A 21,837-nucleotide genomic window follows, 5' to 3' on the forward strand; every position below is an offset into this window, starting at 1 on the left:
GATGTAAAGGAGGCTGCCTGTGCGATTCTTGTCTCGCTATAATGTAGAAAATCTACACGTCGGGGGCGAACTCATCCTCTCCGACTTCCCACAGGAACGTTCAGCCATGCCCCACGCCGTCCATGCCGAAATCCTTGCCGTGACCCGGCGCATTACCGAGCGCAGCCGCGCCAGCCGGCAGGCCTACCTGGCGCGCTGCGAGCGTGCGCAGGCGGAGCTGGGCCCGCTGCGCGGCATGTCGTGCGCCAACCTGGCCCATGGCTTTGCCGCGCTGCCGGCGCACGACAAGCTCAAGCTGCGCGTGGAGCATGCGCCGAACCTTGGCATCGTGACGGCCTACAACGACATGCTGTCCGCGCACCAGCCGTATGAGCGCTATCCGGGCGTGATCCGTGAAGCGGCACGCGCGGTGGGCGCCGTGGCGCAGGTGGCCGGTGGCGTGCCGGCGATGTGCGACGGCATTACGCAGGGCAATCCCGGCATGGAGCTGTCGCTGTTTTCGCGCGATGCCATTGCCATGAGCACGGCGGTGGCGCTGTCGCACAACACGTTCGACGCCGCGGTGATGCTGGGTGTTTGCGACAAGATCGTGCCGGGCCTGGTGATGGGGGCGCTGCAGTTCGGCCACCTGCCGGTCGTGTTCGTGCCGGCCGGGCCGATGGCGAGCGGTCTGCCGAACAAGGAAAAGGCGCGCGTGCGCCAGCTCTACGCGACCGGCCAGGTCGGCCGCGAGGCCCTGCTCGAAGCCGAGTGCGAGGCCTATCACAGCGCCGGCACCTGCACCTTCTACGGCACCGCCAACAGCAACCAGTTCCTGATGGAAATCATGGGCCTGCACCTGCCCGGCGCAGCCTTCGTCCACCCCGACAGCGGCCTGCGCGATGCGCTGACAGCGGCGGCGGCGCAGCGCGCGCTGGCACTGTCGGCGCGCGGCGGCGAGTACCTGCCGATGGCGCGCATCGTCGACGAGCGTGCCGTTGTCAACGCGATGGTCGGCCTGCTGGCCACCGGCGGCTCCACCAACCACACCATCCATCTGGTGGCGATGGCGCGCGCCGCGGGCGTGCTGATCGACTGGGACGATTTCGACCGCCTGTCCCGCATCACGCCGCTGCTGGCGCGCGTCTATCCGAACGGCTCGGCGGACGTGAACCACTTCCACGCCGCGGGTGGCACGGGCTACGTGATTCGCCAGTTGCTGGAGGCCGGACTCGTCCATGATGACGTGCAGACCGTGGCCGGCCCAGGCCTGGCGCGCTACACGCAGGAGCCGGTGCTGGCCGACGGCGTCCTGCGCTGGCGTGATGGCGCAAGCGCCAGCGGCGACGCACAGGTGCTCGCCACCGCGGCCGAGCCGTTTTCCGACGAAGGCGGCCTGCGCCTGATGCAGGGCAACCTGGGCCGCGGCGTGATCAAGGTCTCCGCCGTGGCGCCTGAGCATCGCGTGGTCGAGGCCCCGGCACGCGTGTTCGATTCGCAGGAGGCCCTGCAGGCCGCCTTCGAAGCGGGCGAGCTGAACCGCGACGTGGTGGCCGTGGTGCGCTTCCAGGGACCCAATGCCAACGGCATGCCCGAACTGCATCGCCTGACGCCCGTGCTCGGTGCGCTGCAGGACGCAGGGCACCGCGTGGCGCTGGTCACGGATGGCCGCATGTCCGGCGCGTCCGGCAAGGTGCCCGCGGTGATCCACATGGGCCCCGAGGCGCTGGCCGGCGGCCCGCTGGCGCGCGTGCGCGACGGCGACCTGGTGCGCATGGACGCCGTTGCCGGCACGCTCGCCTGGCTCGGTGACCCGGCCGAGTTCGCGGCGCGCCCGCTGGCGCCCGCGCCGGCTGACGATTTCGACCGGTTCAGCGTGGGCCGGGGCCTGTTCGGCCTGTTCCGGCGCCACGCGCGCATGGCGGAAGAGGGCGGCAGCGCACTCGACCTGTCCGAGGCGGACGCCACGCCGGCGGCCACTGCGCCCGGAACCGCCACGGCGGCCCATTCCGTCGCACAATAGCCGGGCCAAGGGGCCCGTTTCATCCGATTGACCCGATTCCCCCGGCCGGTGCCAGCCGCCAGCCGGGCACCTGCGCGCCGCGTGCCGGCGCCAGGCTACCGACAAGGATGGGGCAAACCATCCGACACCATGATCGATGGAGCAGACATGATCTATATCCTGATGGGCGTTTCCGGCAGCGGCAAATCCACGGTTGGCGAAATGCTGGCGCAACGCCTGGGCTGCGCGTTCCATGACGCGGACGAGTTCCACAGCGCCGCCAACAAGGCCAAGATGCACGCGGGCATTCCGCTTACCGACGAGGACCGCTGGCCGTGGCTGGCCGCCATGCGTGCGGCCATCGATGCCGCGCGGGCCGAGGGCCGGACCCACGTGTTCACCTGCTCCGCGCTGCGCCAGGTGTATCGCGACCGGCTGACGCCGCCGGACGGCGGCGTGACGTTCGTCTACATGAAGGGCGATGCGTCGGTGATCGGCTCGCGCCTGTCCGCGCGCACGGACCACTTCTTCAACCCGGCTCTGCTGCAGAGCCAGCTCGATACACTGGAGGAGCCCCAGGGCGCGCTCGTGCTCGATATCCGGCAGACGCCGCAGGCGCTGGTGCAGGCCATCCTCGCCGACGGCGAACGCCACCGCGCCGCCGCCTCGCGCTGATCCTCCCGGTGCGCCCGCCTGCCGCAACACTGGCAGGCATCTTGCTTAACCCGTTTCCGTGCCGCGCAAACCGCGGGGACTTGCGGCTTTCGCTGGCACAAGTATGCTGAAAGGGCCAGTCACTCGACAGTCTGTAGAGCCACAAAACAAGGGGCGGCGATTCCGGCGGGAGACCGGCAGGCCAGGCGACCAGGACGCCCCCCAATTTCCACGGAGGGAAGGGCCATCATGGCGGCGCGCTATTTCGACGAGATGCTGGATTGGCGGGATGACGAGAGGAATACCGTCATCCAGGCGGGGCAGGCATTGCAGAGCGGTCTGGTACGGCCGCACTACCGGCAATTCTCGGACTGGCTGGCGCGGCAGTCCGAGAACACCATGGCCAACAAGCGCGCCGAGGCGGACCTGATCTTCCGGCGCGTGGGCATTACGTTCGCGGTCTACGGCGACAAGGACGAATCCAACAGCGGCACCGAGCGAACCATTCCGTTCGACGTGATCCCGCGCATCTTCCCAGCCAGCGAGTGGGCCACCCTGGACAAGGGCCTGCGCCAGCGCGTGGCGGCGCTGAACCGCTTCATCCACGATATCTACCACGGGCAGGACATCATCCGCGCCGGCGTGATCCCGCCGGACCAGATCTACAACAACGCCCAGTACCGCCCCGAGATGCTCGGCGTGGACGTGCCGCGCGACATCTACGCGCACGTGGCCGGGATTGACGTCGTGCGGGCCGGCGAGGGCGAGTTCTACGTGCTGGAAGACAACCTGCGCGTACCCTCGGGCGTGTCGTACATGCTTGAAAACCGCAAGATGATGATGCGCCTGTTCCCGGACCTCTTCGCGCGCAACCGCGTGGCGCCGGTGGCCCACTATCCCGACCTGCTGCTGGACATGCTGCGCGGAGTTTCGCCACAGGCCATTTCCGACCCGACCGTGGTGGTGCTGACGCCGGGCATGTACAACTCGGCGTACTTCGAGCACGCCTTCCTGGCGCAGCAGATGGGCGTGGAACTGGTGGAAGGCAGCGACATGTTCGTCGAGGACGACCATCTCTACATGCGCACCACGCAGGGTCCGCAGCGCATCGACGTGATCTACCGGCGCGTGGACGACGATTTCCTCGATCCGCTGGTGTTCCGGCCCGATTCCTCGCTTGGCGCGGCGGGGCTGCTGTCGGTCTACCGCGCGGGCAACGTGACCATCTGCAATGCGATCGGCACGGGCGTGGCCGACGACAAGTCGATCTACCCGTACGTGCCCGACATGATCCGCTTCTACCTGGGCGAGGAGGCCATCCTCAACAACGTGCCGACCTATATGTGCCGGCGCCCCGACGACCTGCAATACGTGCTCGACAACATGGCGGACCTGGTGGTCAAGGAAACCCATGGCGCGGGCGGCTACGGCATGCTGGTGGGGCCGGCGGCCACGCGCGCGGAGATCGATACCTTCCGGGAGGTGGTGAAGTCGCGGCCGGAGCAGTACATCGCCCAGCCGACGCTGGCGTTGTCCACGTGCCCGACCTATGTCGAAGCGGGCATCGCGCCGCGCCATATCGACCTGCGCCCGTTCGTGCTGTCGGGGCGGGAGGTGCGCATGGTGCCGGGCGGGCTCACGCGCGTGGCACTGCGCGAAGGCTCGCTGGTGGTGAATTCCTCGCAGGGCGGGGGCACCAAGGACACCTGGGTACTGGAGCGCTGAGCCCTCCGCCACCAAGCCGCCAAGACCGCATTGCGAGGAGAACCCCATGCTGAGCCGCACCGCCGACCATCTCTTCTGGATGGCCCGCTATACCGAACGCGCGGAGAACACCGCGCGCATGCTGGACGTCAACTACCAGACCTCGCTGCTGCCGCAGTCCGCCGAAGTGGCGGAGCAGGGCTGGTGGGCCATGCTCGACATCTCGGAGCTGACGCGGGCGTTCGACAACAAGTACGGGCTGCTGACGCGCGACGACGTGATCGATTTCATGGTGCGCGACATGACCAACCCGTCGTCGATCATGAGCTGCCTGCGCGCGGCGCGCGAGAACGCGCGCGCGGTGCGCGGCTCGCTGACCACCGAGGTCTGGGAAACCGTCAACACCACCTGGCTCGATGTGCAGCGCATCATCGCGGACGGCGAACTGCAGGAAGACCCGTCGCGCTTCTTCGAGTGGGTCAAGTTCCGCTCGCACCTGGCGCGCGGGGTGCAGTTCGGCACCATGCTGAAGGACGACGCCTTCCACTTCATGCGCCTGGGCACCTTCCTGGAGCGCGCCGACAACACCGCGCGGATCCTCGACGTCAAGTTCCAGGCGTCGGGCTCGGACGACAGCGATCCCAATCGCGAGCAGAACGATTTCTACCACTGGGCCGCGGTGCTGCGCTCGGTGTCGGGTTTCGAGGTCTATCGCAAGGTCTACCGCGCGGTGATCACGCCGCAGCGCGTGGCCGAACTGCTGATCCTGCGCCCGGACATGCCGCGTTCGCTGGTGTCGAGCATGGACGAGGTAGTGGCCATCCTGGCGCTGGTCGGCAACCAGCAATCGGGGGAGACCGAGCGCCAGGCTGGTAAACTCCACGCCGACCTGAAATATGCCCGCATCGACGACATCTTTGCTGTCGGGCTGCACGCTTTCCTGACCAGCTTCCTGGAGCGCATCGGCGACCTCGGCAACGGCATCAGCCGTGATTTCCTGGTGCCGCTGCTGGCGGCCTAGCTGCCGGACCGGATGCCGCGGAGAGCACGCCATGTGCAGCAGTCGTCGCCGCGGTCTTCCGAACACCGTGAAATACAAGATTCATCACCAGACCGTCTATCACTACGCGGAGCCGGTGCGGCGCAGCGTGCACGAACTGCGGCTGGCGCCGCGCTCGGGCCCGCTGCAGGCCGTTCAGGCCTGGGAACTGCAGGCACCTGGCAACCTTTCCGAGGCCCGCGACGGCTTCGGCAATATCGTCCATAACTTCACCGTCAGCGGGCCGGCCGATACCATCGCCATTACCGCGATCGGAGAGGTGCAGGTCTCGACCGGGCACGATGATGCCGGGCGCGACGGGCATCATGCCTTTCGCGATGCGCCGGCTGCGGGCGAGGCGCGGGTGTCGCCGCTGTACTTTGTCGGCGGCACGCCGCTGACCGCCGCCCCGCCGGAGATGCAGGCATTCGCCGCGCCGTTCCTGGCGGCCGGACATGAAGTGCCGGCGCTGCTGGCACTGGCCGGAGGCATCGCCGATCATGTGCGCTATGCGGCCAACACCACGCACGTTGGCACCTCCGCCGCCGAGGCGTTCCATCTTGGCAGCGGTGTCTGCCAGGACCAGGCGCAGGTGATGGTGGCAGCGTGCCGCGCGTTCGGTATTCCCGCACGCTATGTGAGCGGATACTTCTACGACCCGGCTGCCACCGAACTGGCCAGCCACGCCTGGGCGGATGTCTGTCTGGATGCCGGGCAGGACCTGTGGTGCAGCATCGACGTCACGCATCGCTGTGTGACGGATCAGCGGCACGTGCGACTGGCGGTCGGGCGTGACTACCAGTCCGCGGCACCCGTGCGGGGCATTCTCGAAGGCGGTAGCGGCGAGACCCTGCAGGTGAATATTGCCATCACGCCGCTGGCGGATTGACGGACAGGCGGTGTGGCCCGGGCGCGGTCGTGGTGCCGCTGGCGTGCGGGATGCACCGGTTTGACGCCCGAGCGCGCTGTGCCCGCCGGTGCGCGCGAAATCCGAGCACTGTCTCGAATCTGCCGGCACCGGTCCCGCAGGGTGTCCGCCGGAGGCTAGAATTCCCGCTGCAACCCCGCTCGGTTCCAAGCGACCCCGACAAGACCATGACCTACTGTGTTGCCATGCGGCTAGAAGCCGGCCTGGTGTTCCTTTCCGATTCGCGCACCAACGCCGGTGTCGATGCGATTTCCACCGCGCGCAAGATGACGGTGTTCGAAGAGCCCGGCGACCGCGTGATGGTGCTGCTGACCGCCGGCAACCTGGCCATCAGCCAGTCGGTGCGCCAGTGCCTGGCCGAGGGGCGCGACGAGAAGCGATCGCTGTGGACCGCGCGCGATATGTTCGAGGCCGCTTCCATCGTCGGCGATGCCGTGCGCCAGGTGCACAAGCGCGATGCGCACGCGATGCGCGATGCCGGCATCGAGTTCAACGTCAGCCTGATCTTCGGTGGGCAGATCCGCGGCGAGCGCGTGCGGCTGTTCAATGTCTACGCGGCCGGCAATTTCGTCGAGGCCACGCCCGAGAACTGCTATTTCCAGATCGGCGAAGCCAAGTACGGCAAGCCGATCATCGACCGCGTGGTGCATCCGTCGCTGCCGCTTGGCGAGGCCGCCAAGTGCGCGCTGATCTCGATGGATTCCACGCTCAAGTCGAACATTTCGGTGGGCCTGCCGCTGGACCTGCTGGTCTATGAGGCCGATGCGCTGCGCGTGACGCGCTTCGCCAATATCGACGAAAAGAACGCCTATTTCCGCATGATCCGCGATACCTGGGGGCAGCGTCTGCGCCAGGTGTTCGGCGAGATCAGCGACCCCGAATGGGATGCCGCGCGCGAAGCGGAATTCCCGCTGGCGCGCACGGGCGAGGCCGACAGCTGGGGACAGCCGGTCCGGGCCACGCGCGAGCGTTCGCGCACCCAGGATTGAGCAGGGCTGGCGATGCGCGAGATCATTCACTTTTCCCATGCCAATGGCTTTCCGGTGCCGACGTACCGGAAGCTGTTCGCCGAGCTTGAAGGCGATTTCGAGTTCCGCGCCGTCGAGCGCTACGGGCACCGGCCCGAGTTCCCGGTGACGCTTGGCTGGCCGCACCTGGTCGAGGAACTGCTCGATTCGCTGCAGCGCCAGTACCGCGAGCCGGTGTGGCTGGTGGGGCATTCGCTGGGCGGCTTCCTGTCGCTGATGGCCGCGCTGCGGCGCCCCGAGTGGGTGCGCGGCGTGGTGATGCTCGATTCGCCGATCATCGCCGGCTGGCGCGCGTCGCTGCTGAAGACCGCGCAGTTGCTGGGCATGGACGAGAAGCCGGGCCCGGCCGCGGTGACCAGGAACCGGCGCACGCATTGGCCGGATACCGAGGCGGTGTGGGAGCATTTCCGGTCCAAGCCCAATTTCGCGATCTGGGACCAGGACATGCTGCGCGACTATGCGGTGCATGGGACCGAGCCCACCGGCAAGGACAGCGAGCGGCAGCTGCGCTTCAACCGCGAGGTCGAATACTGGATCTACCGCACCCTGCCGACCAGCCTGGGCCGCAAGGTGGCGCGCGGCGCGCCGGTGCCGGTCGGATTCGTGGCCGGCACGCGCTCGCGCGAGGTGCGGCAATGTGGCCTTGGCGCGACGCGCAAGCTTGTCGGCGAGAACCTGCGCTTCATCGAGGGCGGGCATCTCTACCCGATGGAACGGCCCCGGGAGACGGCGCAACTGATCCGCGAACTGATCGCCGGGATGCGGCGCGAGGGCCGCTGAGCCGCAAGCGGCGAATGCGCCGCAGGCATGCCGCAGACATGCCGCCAATCCGCCGGTGTCACAATTTCCGGGCCTGCGGGGAACGGGGTCTCATGTATAATCCCGATTTCCCCGGCAAGCTCGGTTTATGACCAAATTCGTCTTCGTCACCGGTGGCGTCGTCTCTTCGCTCGGCAAGGGCATCGCTGCTGCCTCGCTCGCGGCCATTCTTGAGTCGCGCGGCCTCAAAGTCACCCTCCTCAAGCTAGATCCCTACATCAACGTCGATCCCGGCACGATGAGCCCCTTCCAGCATGGCGAGGTGTTTGTCACGGAAGACGGTGCGGAAACCGACCTCGATCTCGGCCACTACGAGCGTTTCGTCTCGGCCAAGATGCGCAAGTCGAACAACTTCACCACGGGCCAGATCTACGAATCGGTGATCCGCAAGGAGCGCCGCGGCGAATACCTCGGCAAGACCGTGCAGGTGATCCCGCATATCACCAACGAGATCCAGGCCTTCATCGAGAAGGGCGCCGCTGCCTCGCACGACGGCAAGGCCGACGTGGCGCTGGTGGAAATCGGCGGTACCGTGGGTGACATCGAATCGCTGCCGTTCCTCGAAGCCGCGCGCCAGATGAGCCTGCGCATGGGCCGCAACCGCTGCGCGTTCGTGCACCTGACGCTGGTGCCGTTCATTGCCAGCGCCGGCGAGCTGAAGACCAAGCCGACGCAGCACTCGGTGCAGAAGCTGCGCGAAATCGGCATTTCGCCGACCGCGCTGCTGTGCCGCGCCGACCGCCCGATCCCGGACGACGAGCGCGCCAAGATTTCGCTGTTCGCCAACATCCCGCAGGACGCCGTGATTTCGGTGTGGGATGCCGACAGCATCTACAAGATCCCGCAGATGCTCAACGAGCAGGGCCTGGACCGCCTGATCTGCGAAGAGCTGCGCCTGGACCCGAAGCCGGCCGACCTGTCGATGTGGCAGAAGCTGGTCAACGCGCAGGAAAATCCCGAGCACGAGATCACCATCGGCATGGTCGGCAAGTATGTCGACCTGACCGAGTCGTACAAGTCGCTGATCGAAGCGCTGCGCCACGCCGGCATGCACACCGCCACGCGCGTGAACATCGAGTACATCGATTCCGAGGAACTGGAATCGGGTCACCTCGAAGTGCTGGCCCCGCTGGACGCCATCCTGGTGCCGGGCGGCTTCGGCAAGCGCGGCACGGAAGGCAAGATCCGCGCGATCCAGTACGCCCGCGAGAACAAGATCCCGTACCTGGGCATCTGCCTGGGCATGCAGCTCGCCGTGATCGAGTTTGCCCGTCACGTGGCCGACATGGCCGACGCCAACTCGACCGAGTTCAACGTGGAAACCGAACACCCGGTGGTCGCGCTGATCACGGAGTGGGTGGACCGCGAAGGCCGGGTCGAGCAGCGTTCGGCCGATTCCGACCTGGGCGGCACCATGCGCCTGGGCGCGCAGCGCGTGCCGGTGCGTGAAGGGACCAAGGCGGCGTCGATCTACGGTGCCGAGGTCAACGAGCGTCACCGCCACCGCTACGAGGTCAACAACCACTACGTGCCGACGCTGGAGAATGCCGGCATGGTGATCTCCGCGCGCACGCCGACCGAGAACCTGCCCGAGATGATGGAGCTGCCGGCGTCGATGCACCCGTGGTTCGTCGGCGTGCAGTTCCACCCGGAATTCACCTCCACGCCGCGTGACGGCCATCCGCTGTTCAAGGCCTACGTCGAAGCCGCGCTGGCCGGCCAGCAGCGCAAGGGCGCCTGAAGCCGGGCGCCGAGCAGGAGACTTTGATGAAACTCTGTGGATTCGAGGCTGGCCTCGACAAACCGTTCTTCCTGATCGCCGGCCCGTGCGTGATCGAGTCCGAGCAGATGGCGCTGGATACCGCCGGCGAGCTCAAGGCGATCACCGGCGAGCTGGGCATCCCGTTCATCTACAAGTCGTCGTTCGACAAGGCCAACCGTTCATCGGGCAAGTCGTTCCGCGGCCTGGGGATGGAAAAGGGCCTGGAGATCCTGGCGACCGTGAAGCGCGAGATCGGCGTGCCGGTGCTGACCGACATCCACGAGATCGATGAGATCAAGCCGGTGGCGGCCGTGGTCGACGTGCTGCAGACGCCGGCGTTCCTGTGCCGCCAGACTGATTTCATCCGTGCCTGCGCCCAGAGCGGCAAGCCGGTGAATATCAAGAAGGGCCAGTTCCTGGCGCCGCACGACATGAAGAACGTGATCGACAAGGCCCGCGATGCCGCGCGCGAAGCCGGCCTGCCGGACGACGTCTTCATGGCCTGCGAGCGTGGCGTGTCCTTCGGCTACAACAACCTGGTCTCGGACATGCGCTCGCTAGCGATCATGCGCGAGACCGGCGCCCCGGTAGTGTTCGACGCCACCCACTCGGTGCAGTTGCCGGGCGGGCAGGGCACCAGCTCGGGCGGCCAGCGCGAGTTCGTGCCGGTGCTGTCGCGTGCCGCGGTGGCCACCGGCGTAGCCGGGCTGTTCATGGAAACGCACCCGGACCCGAGCAAGGCCATGTCCGATGGCCCGAACGCGGTGCCGTTGTCGCGCATGAAGGAACTGCTGGCCGTGCTGAAGGACCTCGACACGCTGGTCAAGCGCGCCGGCTTCCTCGAAGACAACTTCGGCTGGCCCGCCTGCGCCTGAGCAGGCCCCGGTTTGTCACCGCCGCTGATCGGGCCGTGACAAACCGTATCGAAAGACAATACAAAACATCCGGAGATACAGCATGGCCGCGGGCTATATCATCGCGTACGTCGACGTGACCGATCCCCAGCAGTACGAGGAATACAAGGTGCTCTCCAGCAAGGCCATGCAGATCCATGGCGCGGAAGTGCTGGTGCGCGGCGGCAAGGCCGAGAACCTTGAAGGGGAGTGGGCGCCGACCCGCGTCGTCGTGCTGAAATTTCCGAGCTTCGAAGCCGCCAGGGCCTTCCATGACGGGGAGGCCTACCGCGCTGCCCGCAAGGCACGCGAACACGCGGCGCGCATGAACATGATCGTGGTGGAGGGCGCGGCCTGAGCCGGCAAGCCCTTTTTTGCCTTTTCCGGGCGCGTGACATCGCCCTGACACACGAGCAGGTTGCAGTAATCAGCAGCAGCAAGAATCAACAGTCAGAGAGGAATTCATGAGTGCAATCGTAGATATCATCGGTCGCGAGGTTCTCGACTCGCGTGGCAATCCCACCGTCGAATGCGACGTGCTGCTGGAATCCGGCGTGATGGGCCGCGCGGCAGTGCCGTCGGGCGCGTCGACCGGTTCGCGCGAAGCCATCGAGCTGCGCGACGGCGACAAGAGCCGCTACCTGGGCAAGGGCGTGCTGAAGGCGGTCGAGCACATCAACACCGAGATCTCCGAAGCCATCATGGGCCTGGACGCTTCCGAGCAGGCCTTCCTGGATCGCACCCTGATCGACCTGGACGGCACCGAGAACAAGAGCCGCCTGGGCGCCAACGCCATGCTGGCCGTGTCGATGGCCGTGGCCAAGGCCGCTGCTGAAGAAGCCGGCCTGCCGCTGTACCGCTATTTCGGCGGTTCGGGCGCGATGCAGATGCCGGTGCCGATGATGAACATCGTCAACGGCGGCGCGCACGCCAACAACAGCCTGGACATCCAGGAATTCATGATCATGCCGGTGTCGGCGACCAGCTTCCGTGAAGCCCTGCGCTGCGGCGCCGAGGTCTTCCACGCGCTGAAGAAGATCCTGGCCGACAAGGGCATGTCCACCGCCGTGGGCGACGAGGGCGGCTTCGCCCCGAACTTCTCGTCCAACGAGGAGTGCCTGAACACCATCGTCCAGGCCGTCGAGAAGGCCGGCTACCGCATGGGCGAAGACGTGCTGCTGGCGCTGGACTGCGCCGCCAGCGAGTTCTACCACGAAGCCGAAGACGTGTACCAGCTCGAAGGCGAAGGCCTGAAGCTGTCGTCGACGCAGTTCGCCGACTACCTGGCCAACCTGTGCGACAAGTTCCCGATCGTGTCGATCGAGGATGGCATGGCCGAAGGCGACTGGGACGGCTGGAAGACGTTGACCGAGAAGCTGGGCACGCGCGTTCAGCTGGTGGGTGACGACCTGTTCGTGACCAACACCAAGATCCTGAAGGAAGGCATCGAGAAGGGCATCGGCAACTCGATCCTCATCAAGATCAACCAGATCGGCACGCTGACCGAGACCTTCGCCGCCATCGAGATGGCCAAGCGCGCCGGCTACACCGCCGTGATCTCGCACCGTTCGGGCGAAACCGAAGACAGCACCATCGCCGACATCGCGGTGGGCACCAACGCCGGCCAGATCAAGACCGGTTCGCTGTCGCGTTCGGACCGTATCTCGAAGTACAACCAGCTGCTGCGCATCGAGGAAGACCTCGGCGATATCGCCAGCTACCCGGGCAAGAGCGCGTTCTACAACCTGCGCTGAACCCAGGCGGGCGCCTGATGCGCGCCTGACGGCGGCGGCACGGACTCTATCCGTGCCGCCGCCGTTTTTGTATCCGGATTTGTATCGAAATCTGGCCGGCATTGCCTTCCGGCCCGAGTTCGCACATCATTGTGCGGAAATTTTCGTCCGCCACGCCTCATGCGCCTGATTTCTTTGCTGTTGTTCGTACTGCTGCTTGCCATCCAGTATCCGCTCTGGCTCGGCAAGGGCGGCTGGCTGCGAGTCTGGGAACTCAACCGGCAGGTGCAGGAGCAGGCCACCCGCAACCAGACGCTGAAGTTGCGCAATGCCAAGCTGGAAGGGGAAGTGAAGGACCTGCAAGACGGCACCGGCGCCATCGAGGAGCGTGCCCGCTATGAACTGGGCATGGTGAAGGACGGCGAGGTGTTCGTACAGTTCGTCGCGCCGGCGCCCAAGGTCAGTGCCACGCCGCCGCTGCCGCCACCGCCGAATTCGGCCGCCGCTACCGGCCGCCACTGAGCGCCTGATCACGCCTGTTGGCAGCCCCATTGCGGGCGGCCTTGCCATGTGTACCGCCAGTATTACCACCCGTAGTACGGGTAGCCGCCCCAGTAGCCGGGCGAACTGACGCTCACGCCACCACCCCAGTGGCCGCCGCCCCAGCCTCCATAGAACAGGTTCCAGCTCGTATTCGGATAGGCGTACGCCGCGCGGTAGGCTGCCTCGGCGGCCTGCTGGCGGCCGATGGCCACCTCCTGGTCGCGCAGGATCTGCTGGTTCAGGGCATCCAGTTGCTGCATCCGTTCGCCGCTGAGCGGCGCGTTGGAAGCCGCATCGGGGGCCAGGCGGGCAGTGGCGGGGGTACCGTTGAGATCGCGCGGCACCGGAGCGGCACAGCCGCCGGCCAGCAGCGCGGCAGCCAGCAAGGCTGGCAGGACAGGCGGGGAGCGGAGGACGCGGGCAACGGGCATGGCGGCGAGGACTGGCGGGAACATCGGGCGCCAGCTTGTCGGAGCCGGCGCCATCGATAACAGCTTAGCTGTTGGACTTGCGCCCCGCAGGGTGGTTCGCACCCGACATACCCGCCGTATCACCGGCCCTGCGGGCCGGTCCCGGATCAGTGATGGTGATGCGCGCCTTCGCCCGCGCCGGTGGCGACATGCGACGGTGTGAACAGCTGGGCGCAGTCCACGGCGTCGAATTCGTAGCGCTGGCCGCAGAAATCGCAGTGGATTTCCACATTCCCGCGCTCGGACACGATGCCGTCGATCTCTTCCTGTCCCAGCGAGTGCAGCATGCCCGCCACCTTGTTGCGCGAGCACGAGCACTGGAAGTGCGGGGTGAGCGGATCGAAGACGCGCAGGCCGGTCGCCTGCAGGTCTTCCCAGAACAGGCGGCGCAGCAGCGTGTCCGGCGTTTCGGCCAGCAGCTCTTGCGCCTTCAGCGTGTTGCCGAGCTGGCAGGCGCGGTCCCAGGTGTCCAGATCCTGGGCACGGCCGTGCCCGGCAAGCGCAGAGCCGGTCTCGCCGACTACCTGCGTGCCGCCGTAGGACGGCAGCTTCTGCAGCAGCATGCCGGCCGCGGCATGGTCATCGGCGGCCAGCCACAGGCGAGTGTCGAGCTGCTCGGAGGCCTGCATGTAGTGCTCCAGCACGGCGCTCATGCTGGCCAGCGGGCCATGGGCGTCAGCCAGCGGCACAATGCCCTGATAGGGCTGCTGGCCCGGCAGCTTGTCCTTCGGGTCGAGCGTGATGGCAAAGCGGCCGTGGCCGTGGACGTTCACAAGTTCGGTCAGCGTGGCGTCGTCGGTGATCCGCGCGTCTTCGGCCAGCTTGGCCGTCGCGCGCATCGACAGGTCGGACAGGCACTCCACCACCAGCATGCGCACCGGGCCGTCGCCATGCAGCTGCATCACGAGCGCACCGTTGAACTTGAGGTTGGCCGACAGCAGCGCGGCGGCAGCCATCATCTCGCCCAGCACGCGCCGCACGGGCTCGGGATAGGCGTGGCGGCTCAGCACTTCGCGCCAGGTGGCTTCCATGCGGACCAGTTCGCCGCGCACGGGGGCCGCGTCGAACAGGAATTTCTGCAGGGTGTCGGTAGTGGTCGTATCGGTCACAATAATCTGTCTGTCAATCGGTTGTAGCGGCCGCGGCGCGTGTCAGTCGATCCGCTTGAGCTGTTGCTTGTACATGGCCTGGCGCGTGGCATAGGTCTCGGCATTGCGATAGAGATTGGCCACGTCCTGGTCGGTCAGTTCGCGCACCACCTTGGCCGGCGCGCCAAGGATCAGCGAGCGATCCGGAAAAACCTTGCCCTCGGTCACCACGGCACCTGCGCCAACCAGGCATTCCTTGCCGATCACCGCGCGGTTCAGCACTACGGCCTGGATGCCGATCAGCGAGCCTTCGCCGACGGTGCAGCCGTGCAGCATGGCCTGGTGGCCAATCGAGACCTTGTCGCCCAGCGTCAGCGGGCAGCCCGGGTCGACGTGCAGCACGGAGCCTTCCTGGATATTGGTGTCCACGCCCACCACGATCGGTTCGTTGTCGCCCCGGATCACGACGCCCGGCCATGCGCTGGCGCGCGACTTCATGGTCACGTTGCCGATGACGGTGGCTTCCGGGGCCACATAAGCGTCCGGGTCGATATTGGGAACGAGTTCGCCGAGCTGGTACAGCGCCATGGAATCTCCTGCACGAAAGTAGTTATCTGGGGATTGCCGCGCGTCTTTAAAGAGCGCCGGGGAGTTGCGGTGCGGTCGGCCAGGTGCGCCGGCACGCCGCACGCGGGGCCGGGCACGCCCGGCGTGGCTCTACAATGGCGGCAGACCGGATTTTACGCCCATGCCAGAGATTTCACCCGCCGCCCGTTTGCCTGATTCTCCACAAACGTTGCGCCGGCAGGCGCTTGACGTGCTTTGCCTCACCGATGCGCGGGACAAGGCCGATGCCGCGCGCGCGCTTTTCCGTGACCTCGCGGAGGCCGACCGCGGCCGTCTGGGCACGGAAGACCACATTGAGGTCGATGCGGCGCTGCCCGCACTGTCTATCCCCGGCCGCCCGCCGCGGCCGGAACTGGTGCCGCCGCAACAGGTCGAGCGTCGTCGCTCCCTGCATACCGATGCCGGCCGCGCCGCCCTGATCCACGCGCTGTGCCATATCGAGTTCAACGCCATCAACCTCGCGCTGGACGCCGTGTGGCGCTTCGCCGGCATGCCGGCGGACTACTATCGCGACTGGCTGCGCGTGGCCGACGAGGAGGCGTTCCATTTCACGCTGCTGGCCGATCATCTCGGCACGCTTGGCTTTGGCTACGGCGATTTTCCCGCCCACAACAGCCTGTGGGAGATGTGCGACCGCACCGCGGGCGACGTGCTGGCGCGCATGGCGCTGGTGCCGCGCACGCTGGAGGCGCGCGGGCTCGATGCCTCGCCCCCGGTGCGCGCGAAGCTGGCGGGGGCCGGTGACCACGCGGCCGCTGCCATCATCGACATCATCCTGCGCGATGAAGTGGGGCACGTGGCCATCGGCAACCATTGGTACCGATGGCTGTGCGCGCAGCGCGGGCTGGATCCCGTATCGACCTATGCCGCGCTGGCGCACCAGCACCGCGCGCCGAAGCTGCGCGGGCCGTTCAACCTCGATGCGCGCCGCGCCGCCGGCTTCGACGAGGACGAGCTGGCGTGGCTGGAGGCCTCGGCGGGTTAGCGCTTGCCGCCCGCACGCTCCTGCTCCAGCAGCCTGAGCACCCGCCGCTGGACCTTCCCGGTAGTCGTCATCGGCAACTGGTCGATGAACTCGATCTTCTTCGGGTACTCGTAAGGCGCGAGCTGGCCGCGTACGTGCTCCTGCAGCGCGGTCACCAGCGCGGCGTCGCTGTCGAATGAGCGCGCCACCGAAGGCGTCAACACGATGAAGGCCTTGACCACCGCGCCGCGCTCGGTGTCCGGCGAGGGCACCACCGCGCAGTTGGACACGGCCGGATGCTTGAGCAGACAGTTCTCGATTTCGCTCGGACCGATGCGGTAGCCCGACGACTTGAACACATCGTCGGCACGGCCCTGGTACCAGAGGTAGCCGTCGGCATCGATGCGGGCCAGGTCGCCGGTGCGGCACCAGCGCAGGCCGTCGCGCTCCACGTATCTCGCGGCCGTGGCGGCTTCGTTCTTCCAGTAGCCGAGGAAGAAGACCGGGTCGCCATGGCCGTGGATGTCGGTGGCGCAGACCGCGATCTCGCCGCCCTCGCCGGGCGCGCACGGCCGGCCTTCGTCATCGATGACCTGGACGCGATGGCCGGGGTAGGGCCGGCCCATCGAACCCGGCCGCGCCGGCCAGCCCAGGCACGCGTCGTCATGCTGTGCCGTGCAGTTGCCGACGATATAGTTGATCTCGGTCTGGCCGAACATCTCGTTGACGACCACGCCCATGGCATCGCGGCACCAGGTGAAGACGGTTTCGCCGACGGCTTCGCCGGCGCTCATCAGTGCGCGCAGCTTCAGTGTGTAGCGCTGCCGCGGCTCGGGGCAGGCCTTCATCATCTGCTTCAGCGCCGTGGGAAAAAGGAAGGTGTTGGTGACGCCGTAGCGTTCCAGTAGCTCGAATGCGCGCTCGGCCGAGAACCGTCCCTGGTAGCCTACGATCGGCTTGCCGAAGTAGAGCGCCGGCATCAGTGCATCCCATAGTCCGCCGGTCCAGGCCCAGTCGGCGGGGCTCCAGAACACGTCATCGCCGTGCGGATACCAGTTCTGCGAGCAGACAAAGCCAGGGAGGTTGCCGATCAGCGCCCGGTGCGGGATCAGTGCGCCTTTGGGCGGACCCGTGGTGCCGCTGGTGTAGATCAGCACGGCGGCTTCGTCGGCCTTGGTCTGCTCGGCCGTGAAGGCCGGCAGCTGCGCGGCCAGCAGGACGTCCCAGTCGTGGTCGCCACGGCCGCGCGCATCGCCGGCGGCGATCACGGTGGCGAGGGTCGGGCATTCCGGTCGCGCGGCGAGCACGTTGTCGATCGAGGTCTCGTCCGCGATCGCCACGACGGATTCGCTATGGCTGATACGGTAAGCGAGCGCCTCCGGCCCGAACAGCATCGACAGCGGTGTGGCGATGGCGCCGAGCTGGGAGACCGCCATGTAGGCGATGGCCGTCTCGATGCGCTGCGGCATCACGATGGCGACGCGGTCGCCGCGCTGTACGCCAAGCGCGCGCAGTGCCGCGGACAGCCGGTTGGCTTCCGCCTGGAGATGCGCAAAGCTGAACGCGTCGCGACGCCCGTCTTCATGCTCGGTATAGACCGCGATGCGGTCGGCGGTTGCCGGGTCGCGTGCCCAGCGGCCGCAGCACGCTTCGGCCAGGTTGAAGTGCGCGGGCACCGCCCAGCGGAAGGTGTCGTAGAGCTCCTCGTAGTCGTCGCGCCGGCTTGCCGGCAGGGCCGCTGCTGCCATGCTGCTGTCTCCTTGTCAGTCTCGCTATAATTCTGCGAACGATCGTTCGATTCTAAGCGGGCTTCCGCGCCGGCTCCCGGGGCCGGGCCAGGCTGGGAAAGTCCGCAACCAGGGGAGACAAATGACAATCAAGGAAACCTCGCGTTCTGAATTTATCACGTTGCGAGGGCTGCGCTACCACGTGCGCCAATGGGGAACACCGGGCGCGCCCAGGCTGTTCATGCTGCATGGCTGGATGGACGTGGCGGCATCGTTCCAGTTCCTGGTGGACTGCCTGGAGCGCGAGTGGCACGTGATCGCGCCCGACTGGCGCGGCTTTGGCGAAAGCGACTGGCCGACGCGCTATCCGGGCACGCAGTCATACTGGTTTGCCGACTACGTTGCCGACCTGGAAGCACTGCTCGACCACTACCAGCCCGAAGGGCAGGTGGACCTGGTGGGGCACAGCATGGGTGCCAACGTGGCCTGCCTGTACGCCGGCATCCGCCCCGGGCGCGTGCGCCGGGTGGTGGATCTCGAGGGCTTTGGCATGACGCAGACACGCGCCGAGCAGGCGCCGAAACGCTATGCGCGCTGGCTCGATGAACTGCGCGAAGGGCCGGAGTTGCGCGCCTACGACGAAGTGGCCGGCGTGGCGGCTCGCCTGCAGAAGACCAATCCGCGCCTGCCGGATGATCGCGCCGCGTTCCTCGCCGAGCACTGGTCGCGCCGCAACCAAGCCGGACGCTGGGAAATCCTCGGTGATCCCGCGCACAAGCTGGTGAATCCGGTGCTGTACCGGCTCGATGAGGTCATGGCGATCTGGGCGCAGGTGAGCGCCCCGGTGCTGCACGTGGAAGCCCGCGACTCGGAGACGCTGCGCCATATCGCACACAAGCAGACGCTTGAGGAATTCCGCGAGCGCTTCCGCGCGTTTCGCGATTTCCGCGAGGCGGTGATCGATGATGCGGGCCACATGCTGCATCATGACCAGCCCGCTGCGGTCGCGGCGCTGATCGAATCGTTCTGCGCCTGAACGCGTGTGCCTCAGGCGTGCGTGAGCTTTTCCTTGAGCGCCGCGTTGTTGCTGGTGTGCACGTGCACCAGCGACTTCTCGGGAAACGCGTAGTGATAGGCCTTGCGCAAGGCCAGCGCGGCCTCGTGGAAGCCTGACAGGATCAGCTTCTGCTTGTTGGCGTAGTAGGCGATGTCGCCGGCGGCGAAGATGCCGCGCCGCGAGCTTTCGTACGTGGTGGTGTCGACCAGGATGCGGCCGGCGCGCATGTCCATGTCCCACTGCGCGATCGGGCCGGGTTCCGAGACCAGTCCGTAAAGCGCCACCAGTTCGTCCACGGGCAGGGTCTGGACGCGGTCGCGGCTGCGGACCTCGATCTCGGAGAGCGCGGCATCGCTGCCATCGCCCGTGGTCTTGAGCGCGCCGAGCATGCCGACGACGAAATCCATCTCGCCGGCCGCCACGGCCGCGCGCATCTCGGCCACGGTGCCGTCGGCGGCGCGGAAGCCTTCGCGCCGGTGCAGCAGGGTGACGCGAGCCGCCACCTTGCGCAGCGCGAGCGCCCAATCCAGCGCGGAATCGCCGCCGCCCGCGACGACCACGCGCTTGCCTGCGAAGCGCGACACATCGCGCACCGCGTAGTGCACATGGCGGTCTTCCAGCCCCGGCGCTTCCGGCAGCGACACGCGCTGCGGCGCAAAGGCGCCGGCACCGGCGCAGACCAGCACGGCGGCAACGTCGAAGCGCTTGCCGGTGTCGGTCGTCACAAGCAGGCGGGCATGGCCGTCGCCCGGCGCGGGCTGTACCTCGGCCACGCTTTCGGCGCGCAGGTTGAAGTGCATCGGGAAGGCGAAGGGCGCGCACTGCTCCAGAAGGCGATCCACCAGGTCCTGGGCCAGACAGCCGGGCACGGCAGGGATGTCGTAGATCGGCTTCTCGGGGTACAGCTCGGTGCATTGGCCGCCGGCGCGATCCAGTACGTCGATCAGCTCGCATTTCAGGCCCAGCACGCCGGCCTGGAATGCGGCGAACAGGCCGACCGGGCCCGCTCCGACGATGAGCACGTCAGTGCTGGTGGTGTCGGCGGCGCCGGGCTGGGCAGTGGTGTTGTCGGTGGACATTGGCTTGGTGCGGCGGGGAATCCAAAACCCGACTATACCGCGCCGCCGGCGCCATGCCGCCGACGCCAGCGTTGCCGGCAAGGGCTTTGCGTGGCGGCGTCGCGCACGGGTCGAGCCAGCCCCAAGGCACATACGGGAGTAGAATAAGCACATGCCCGACCCCCATACACTCAACGCCGACCTGCACTGCCACTCCACCGTGTCCGACGGCATATTGTCGCCACGCGCTGTTGCCGAACGCGCGCATGCCGGCGGCGTGCAGTTGTGGTCGCTCACGGACCATGATGAGGTCGGTGGCCAGGCCGAGGCGCGTGCCGCGGCCGAGGCCCTGGGCATGCGCTATGTCCCGGGCGTCGAGATCTCGGTGACGTGGGCCGGGCAGACCGTGCATATCGTCGGCCTGCGGATCGACCCGTTCTGCCCCGAGCTGATCGATGGCCTCGCCGAGACGCGCTCGGGTCGTGCGCGGCGGGCCCGTGACATCGGCGACGCGCTGGCGAAGGTCGGCATCGAGGGCGCCTATCAGGGCGCGCTCAAGCACGTCGGCAACCCGGACCTGATCTCGCGAACGCATTTCGCCCGCTGGCTCGTGGACCAGGGCTACTGCGCCACGATCGGCGACGTCTTCAGCCAGTACCTGTCCGAGGGGCGGCCGGGCTACGTGGGCCACCGCTGGGCGAAGCTGTCCGAGGCCATTGGCTGGATCCGCGCGGCCGGCGGCATTGCCGTGATGGCCCACCCGGGCCGCTACAACTACACCGATACGCAGCACGACGCGCTGTTCGACGAGTTCACGGCACTGGGCGGTGGCGCGGTCGAGGTGGTGACCGGCAGCCACACGCCGGACCAGTACCGGCGCTACGCCAATGTGGCCAGCCATTATGGCCTGCTGGCATCGCGCGGCTCGGACTTCCATGGCCCCGGCGAGGGGCGCGTGGAACTGGGCGCGCTGCCGCCATTGCCATCCACGGTCACGCCGGTATGGCACGACTGGTAGCCGGCCCAGTCCGCCGGGCTGGCGCGGGTGAAGATGCCTGGCCGCCGGCCGCGAATCCTGTCCAAGTACGCACCTGAGCCCGGCCATGTCACAGTACTTCGAGATCCACCCGCTTAACCCGCAGTCGCGACTCATCAAGCAGGCCGTGCAGATCATCCGCCAGGGCGGGCTGATCGCGCTGCCGACCGATTCCAGCTACGCGCTCGGCTGCCAGCTCGACGACAAGGCGGCCGTGGAGCGCCTGCGCCGGCTGCGCGGCATCGACGACAAGCACCACCTCACGCTGATGTGCAGCGACCTGTCCGAGCTGGGCAGCTTCGCACGCGTCGACAACCGGCAGTACCGTTGGATCAAGGGCGCCACCCCGGGACCGTATGTCTTCATCCTCGAGGCGACCAAGGAAGTGCCGCGCCGGCTGTCGCACCCGGCCCGCAAGACCATCGGCGTGCGCGTGCCCGATCACGCCATCCCGCTGGCGCTGCTGGCCGAAGCCGGCGAACCGCTGCTGACCGCCACGCTGCAGCTGCCCGGCGACGAGGAGCCGATGAACGATCCGTCGGAGATCCGGACCCGGCTCGAAAAACTGCTGGACCTCGTGGTTTGCGGTGGCCCTGCGCCGGCCCAGCCGACGACCGTGATCGACCTGACCGGCGGGGAGCCGGAACTGGTGCGCGCCGGCAGGGGCGATATCGCGCGTTTCGGTCTCTGAATTCCTGCCGCCGCGTGATCCGGCGGCCAGCCTGA

The 21,837-nt window shown here is 67.3% G+C and carries 21 protein-coding genes; 16 read left to right on the forward strand and 5 right to left on the reverse strand.

Going from position 1 to position 21,837, the window contains the following annotated elements; genetic code table 11:
* Positions 1–106: 106 nt before the first annotated feature.
* The 12 genes from edd (at position 107) to ftsB (ending at position 13,063) form a co-directional block, all read left to right on the forward strand.
* On the forward strand, positions 107–2,002 hold the full coding sequence (gene edd, locus KHO22_RS14485) for a phosphogluconate dehydratase (protein WP_211947833.1): 1,896 nt from the start codon (positions 107–109) through the stop codon (positions 2,000–2,002).
* 147 nt (positions 2,003–2,149) lie between these two features.
* On the forward strand, positions 2,150–2,656 hold the full coding sequence (locus tag KHO22_RS14490) for a gluconokinase (RefSeq protein ID WP_211947834.1): 507 nt from the start codon (positions 2,150–2,152) through the stop codon (positions 2,654–2,656).
* Positions 2,657–2,884: 228 nt separating this feature from the next.
* Complete coding sequence (locus tag KHO22_RS14495) at positions 2,885–4,360, forward strand: circularly permuted type 2 ATP-grasp protein (RefSeq protein WP_211947835.1); 1,476 nt, start codon at positions 2,885–2,887, stop codon at positions 4,358–4,360.
* Between the two features lie 46 nt (positions 4,361–4,406).
* Positions 4,407–5,360 carry an alpha-E domain-containing protein gene (locus KHO22_RS14500; RefSeq protein ID WP_211947836.1) on the forward strand — a complete coding sequence of 318 codons (954 nt, stop codon included), beginning with the start codon at positions 4,407–4,409 and terminating at the stop codon, positions 5,358–5,360.
* Between the two features lie 67 nt (positions 5,361–5,427).
* Positions 5,428–6,267 (forward strand): transglutaminase family protein, encoded by an 840-nt coding sequence (locus KHO22_RS14505; protein ID WP_211947837.1) that lies wholly within the window; start codon positions 5,428–5,430, stop codon positions 6,265–6,267.
* 206 nt (positions 6,268–6,473) lie between these two features.
* Entirely contained in the window at positions 6,474–7,295 is an 822-nt protein-coding gene (locus tag KHO22_RS14510) for a proteasome-type protease (RefSeq protein ID WP_211947838.1), read from the forward strand.
* A 12-nt stretch (positions 7,296–7,307) separates the two neighbouring features.
* Positions 7,308–8,114 (forward strand): alpha/beta fold hydrolase, encoded by an 807-nt coding sequence (locus KHO22_RS14515; protein ID WP_211947839.1) that lies wholly within the window; start codon positions 7,308–7,310, stop codon positions 8,112–8,114.
* Positions 8,115–8,241: 127 nt separating this feature from the next.
* The gene (locus tag KHO22_RS14520; protein WP_211947840.1) at positions 8,242–9,894 is read left to right on the forward strand and encodes a CTP synthase; all 1,653 of its coding nucleotides are present in this window, start codon (positions 8,242–8,244) and stop codon (positions 9,892–9,894) included.
* Positions 9,895–9,920: 26 nt separating this feature from the next.
* Positions 9,921–10,790 carry a 3-deoxy-8-phosphooctulonate synthase gene (kdsA, locus tag KHO22_RS14525; protein WP_211947841.1) on the forward strand — a complete coding sequence of 290 codons (870 nt, stop codon included), beginning with the start codon at positions 9,921–9,923 and terminating at the stop codon, positions 10,788–10,790.
* Between the two features lie 82 nt (positions 10,791–10,872).
* Positions 10,873–11,166 (forward strand): DUF1330 domain-containing protein, encoded by a 294-nt coding sequence (locus KHO22_RS14530; RefSeq protein WP_211947842.1) that lies wholly within the window; start codon positions 10,873–10,875, stop codon positions 11,164–11,166.
* Positions 11,167–11,272: 106 nt separating this feature from the next.
* Positions 11,273–12,562, forward strand: a complete 1,290-nt coding sequence (gene eno, locus KHO22_RS14535; RefSeq protein ID WP_211947843.1) for a phosphopyruvate hydratase — start codon at positions 11,273–11,275, stop codon at positions 12,560–12,562.
* A 159-nt stretch (positions 12,563–12,721) separates the two neighbouring features.
* The gene (ftsB, locus tag KHO22_RS14540; protein WP_211947844.1) at positions 12,722–13,063 is read left to right on the forward strand and encodes a cell division protein FtsB; all 342 of its coding nucleotides are present in this window, start codon (positions 12,722–12,724) and stop codon (positions 13,061–13,063) included.
* A 62-nt stretch (positions 13,064–13,125) separates the two neighbouring features.
* On the opposite strand, the gene KHO22_RS14545 is transcribed toward ftsB, so the two are convergent.
* The 3 genes from KHO22_RS14545 to KHO22_RS14555 form a co-directional block, all read right to left on the reverse strand.
* Positions 13,126–13,539 (reverse strand): hypothetical protein, encoded by a 414-nt coding sequence (locus KHO22_RS14545; protein ID WP_420839603.1) that lies wholly within the window; start codon positions 13,537–13,539, stop codon positions 13,126–13,128.
* A 122-nt stretch (positions 13,540–13,661) separates the two neighbouring features.
* The gene (gene hslO, locus KHO22_RS14550; protein WP_211947845.1) at positions 13,662–14,663 is read right to left on the reverse strand and encodes an Hsp33 family molecular chaperone HslO; all 1,002 of its coding nucleotides are present in this window, start codon (positions 14,661–14,663) and stop codon (positions 13,662–13,664) included.
* A 42-nt stretch (positions 14,664–14,705) separates the two neighbouring features.
* The gene (locus KHO22_RS14555; RefSeq protein WP_211947846.1) at positions 14,706–15,230 is read right to left on the reverse strand and encodes a gamma carbonic anhydrase family protein; all 525 of its coding nucleotides are present in this window, start codon (positions 15,228–15,230) and stop codon (positions 14,706–14,708) included.
* Between the two features lie 160 nt (positions 15,231–15,390).
* Between KHO22_RS14555 and KHO22_RS14560 the strand changes: the two genes are divergently transcribed.
* Positions 15,391–16,254, forward strand: coding sequence for a ferritin-like domain-containing protein (locus KHO22_RS14560; protein WP_211947847.1), 864 nt, complete (start codon positions 15,391–15,393; stop codon positions 16,252–16,254).
* Here KHO22_RS14560 and KHO22_RS14565 read toward each other — a convergent pair.
* Positions 16,251–17,981 carry an acetate--CoA ligase gene (locus KHO22_RS14565; protein ID WP_211947848.1) on the reverse strand — a complete coding sequence of 577 codons (1,731 nt, stop codon included), beginning with the start codon at positions 17,979–17,981 and terminating at the stop codon, positions 16,251–16,253. The two genes, KHO22_RS14560 and KHO22_RS14565, sit on opposite strands and share 4 nt — an antisense overlap.
* Positions 17,982–18,102: 121 nt before the next feature.
* On the opposite strand from KHO22_RS14565, the gene KHO22_RS14570 reads away from it, so the two are divergent.
* A complete protein-coding gene (locus KHO22_RS14570) occupies positions 18,103–18,996 on the forward strand; it encodes an alpha/beta fold hydrolase (RefSeq protein ID WP_211947849.1) in 894 nt (297 codons plus the stop codon).
* Between the two features lie 11 nt (positions 18,997–19,007).
* Here KHO22_RS14570 and KHO22_RS14575 read toward each other — a convergent pair whose 3' ends face one another.
* A complete protein-coding gene (locus KHO22_RS14575) occupies positions 19,008–20,096 on the reverse strand; it encodes an NAD(P)/FAD-dependent oxidoreductase (protein ID WP_211947850.1) in 1,089 nt (362 codons plus the stop codon).
* A gap of 151 nt (positions 20,097–20,247) precedes the next feature.
* Between KHO22_RS14575 and KHO22_RS14580 the strand changes: the two genes are divergently transcribed.
* Positions 20,248–21,093, forward strand: a complete 846-nt coding sequence (locus tag KHO22_RS14580) for a 3',5'-nucleoside bisphosphate phosphatase (protein ID WP_211947851.1) — start codon at positions 20,248–20,250, stop codon at positions 21,091–21,093.
* A gap of 85 nt (positions 21,094–21,178) precedes the next feature.
* Positions 21,179–21,802, forward strand: a complete 624-nt coding sequence (locus KHO22_RS14585) for an L-threonylcarbamoyladenylate synthase (RefSeq protein WP_211947852.1) — start codon at positions 21,179–21,181, stop codon at positions 21,800–21,802.
* The last annotated feature ends 35 nt before the right edge of the window (positions 21,803–21,837 follow it).

Source organism: Cupriavidus yeoncheonensis, assembly GCF_905397275.1.
GTDB lineage: Bacteria > Pseudomonadota > Gammaproteobacteria > Burkholderiales > Burkholderiaceae > Cupriavidus > Cupriavidus yeoncheonensis.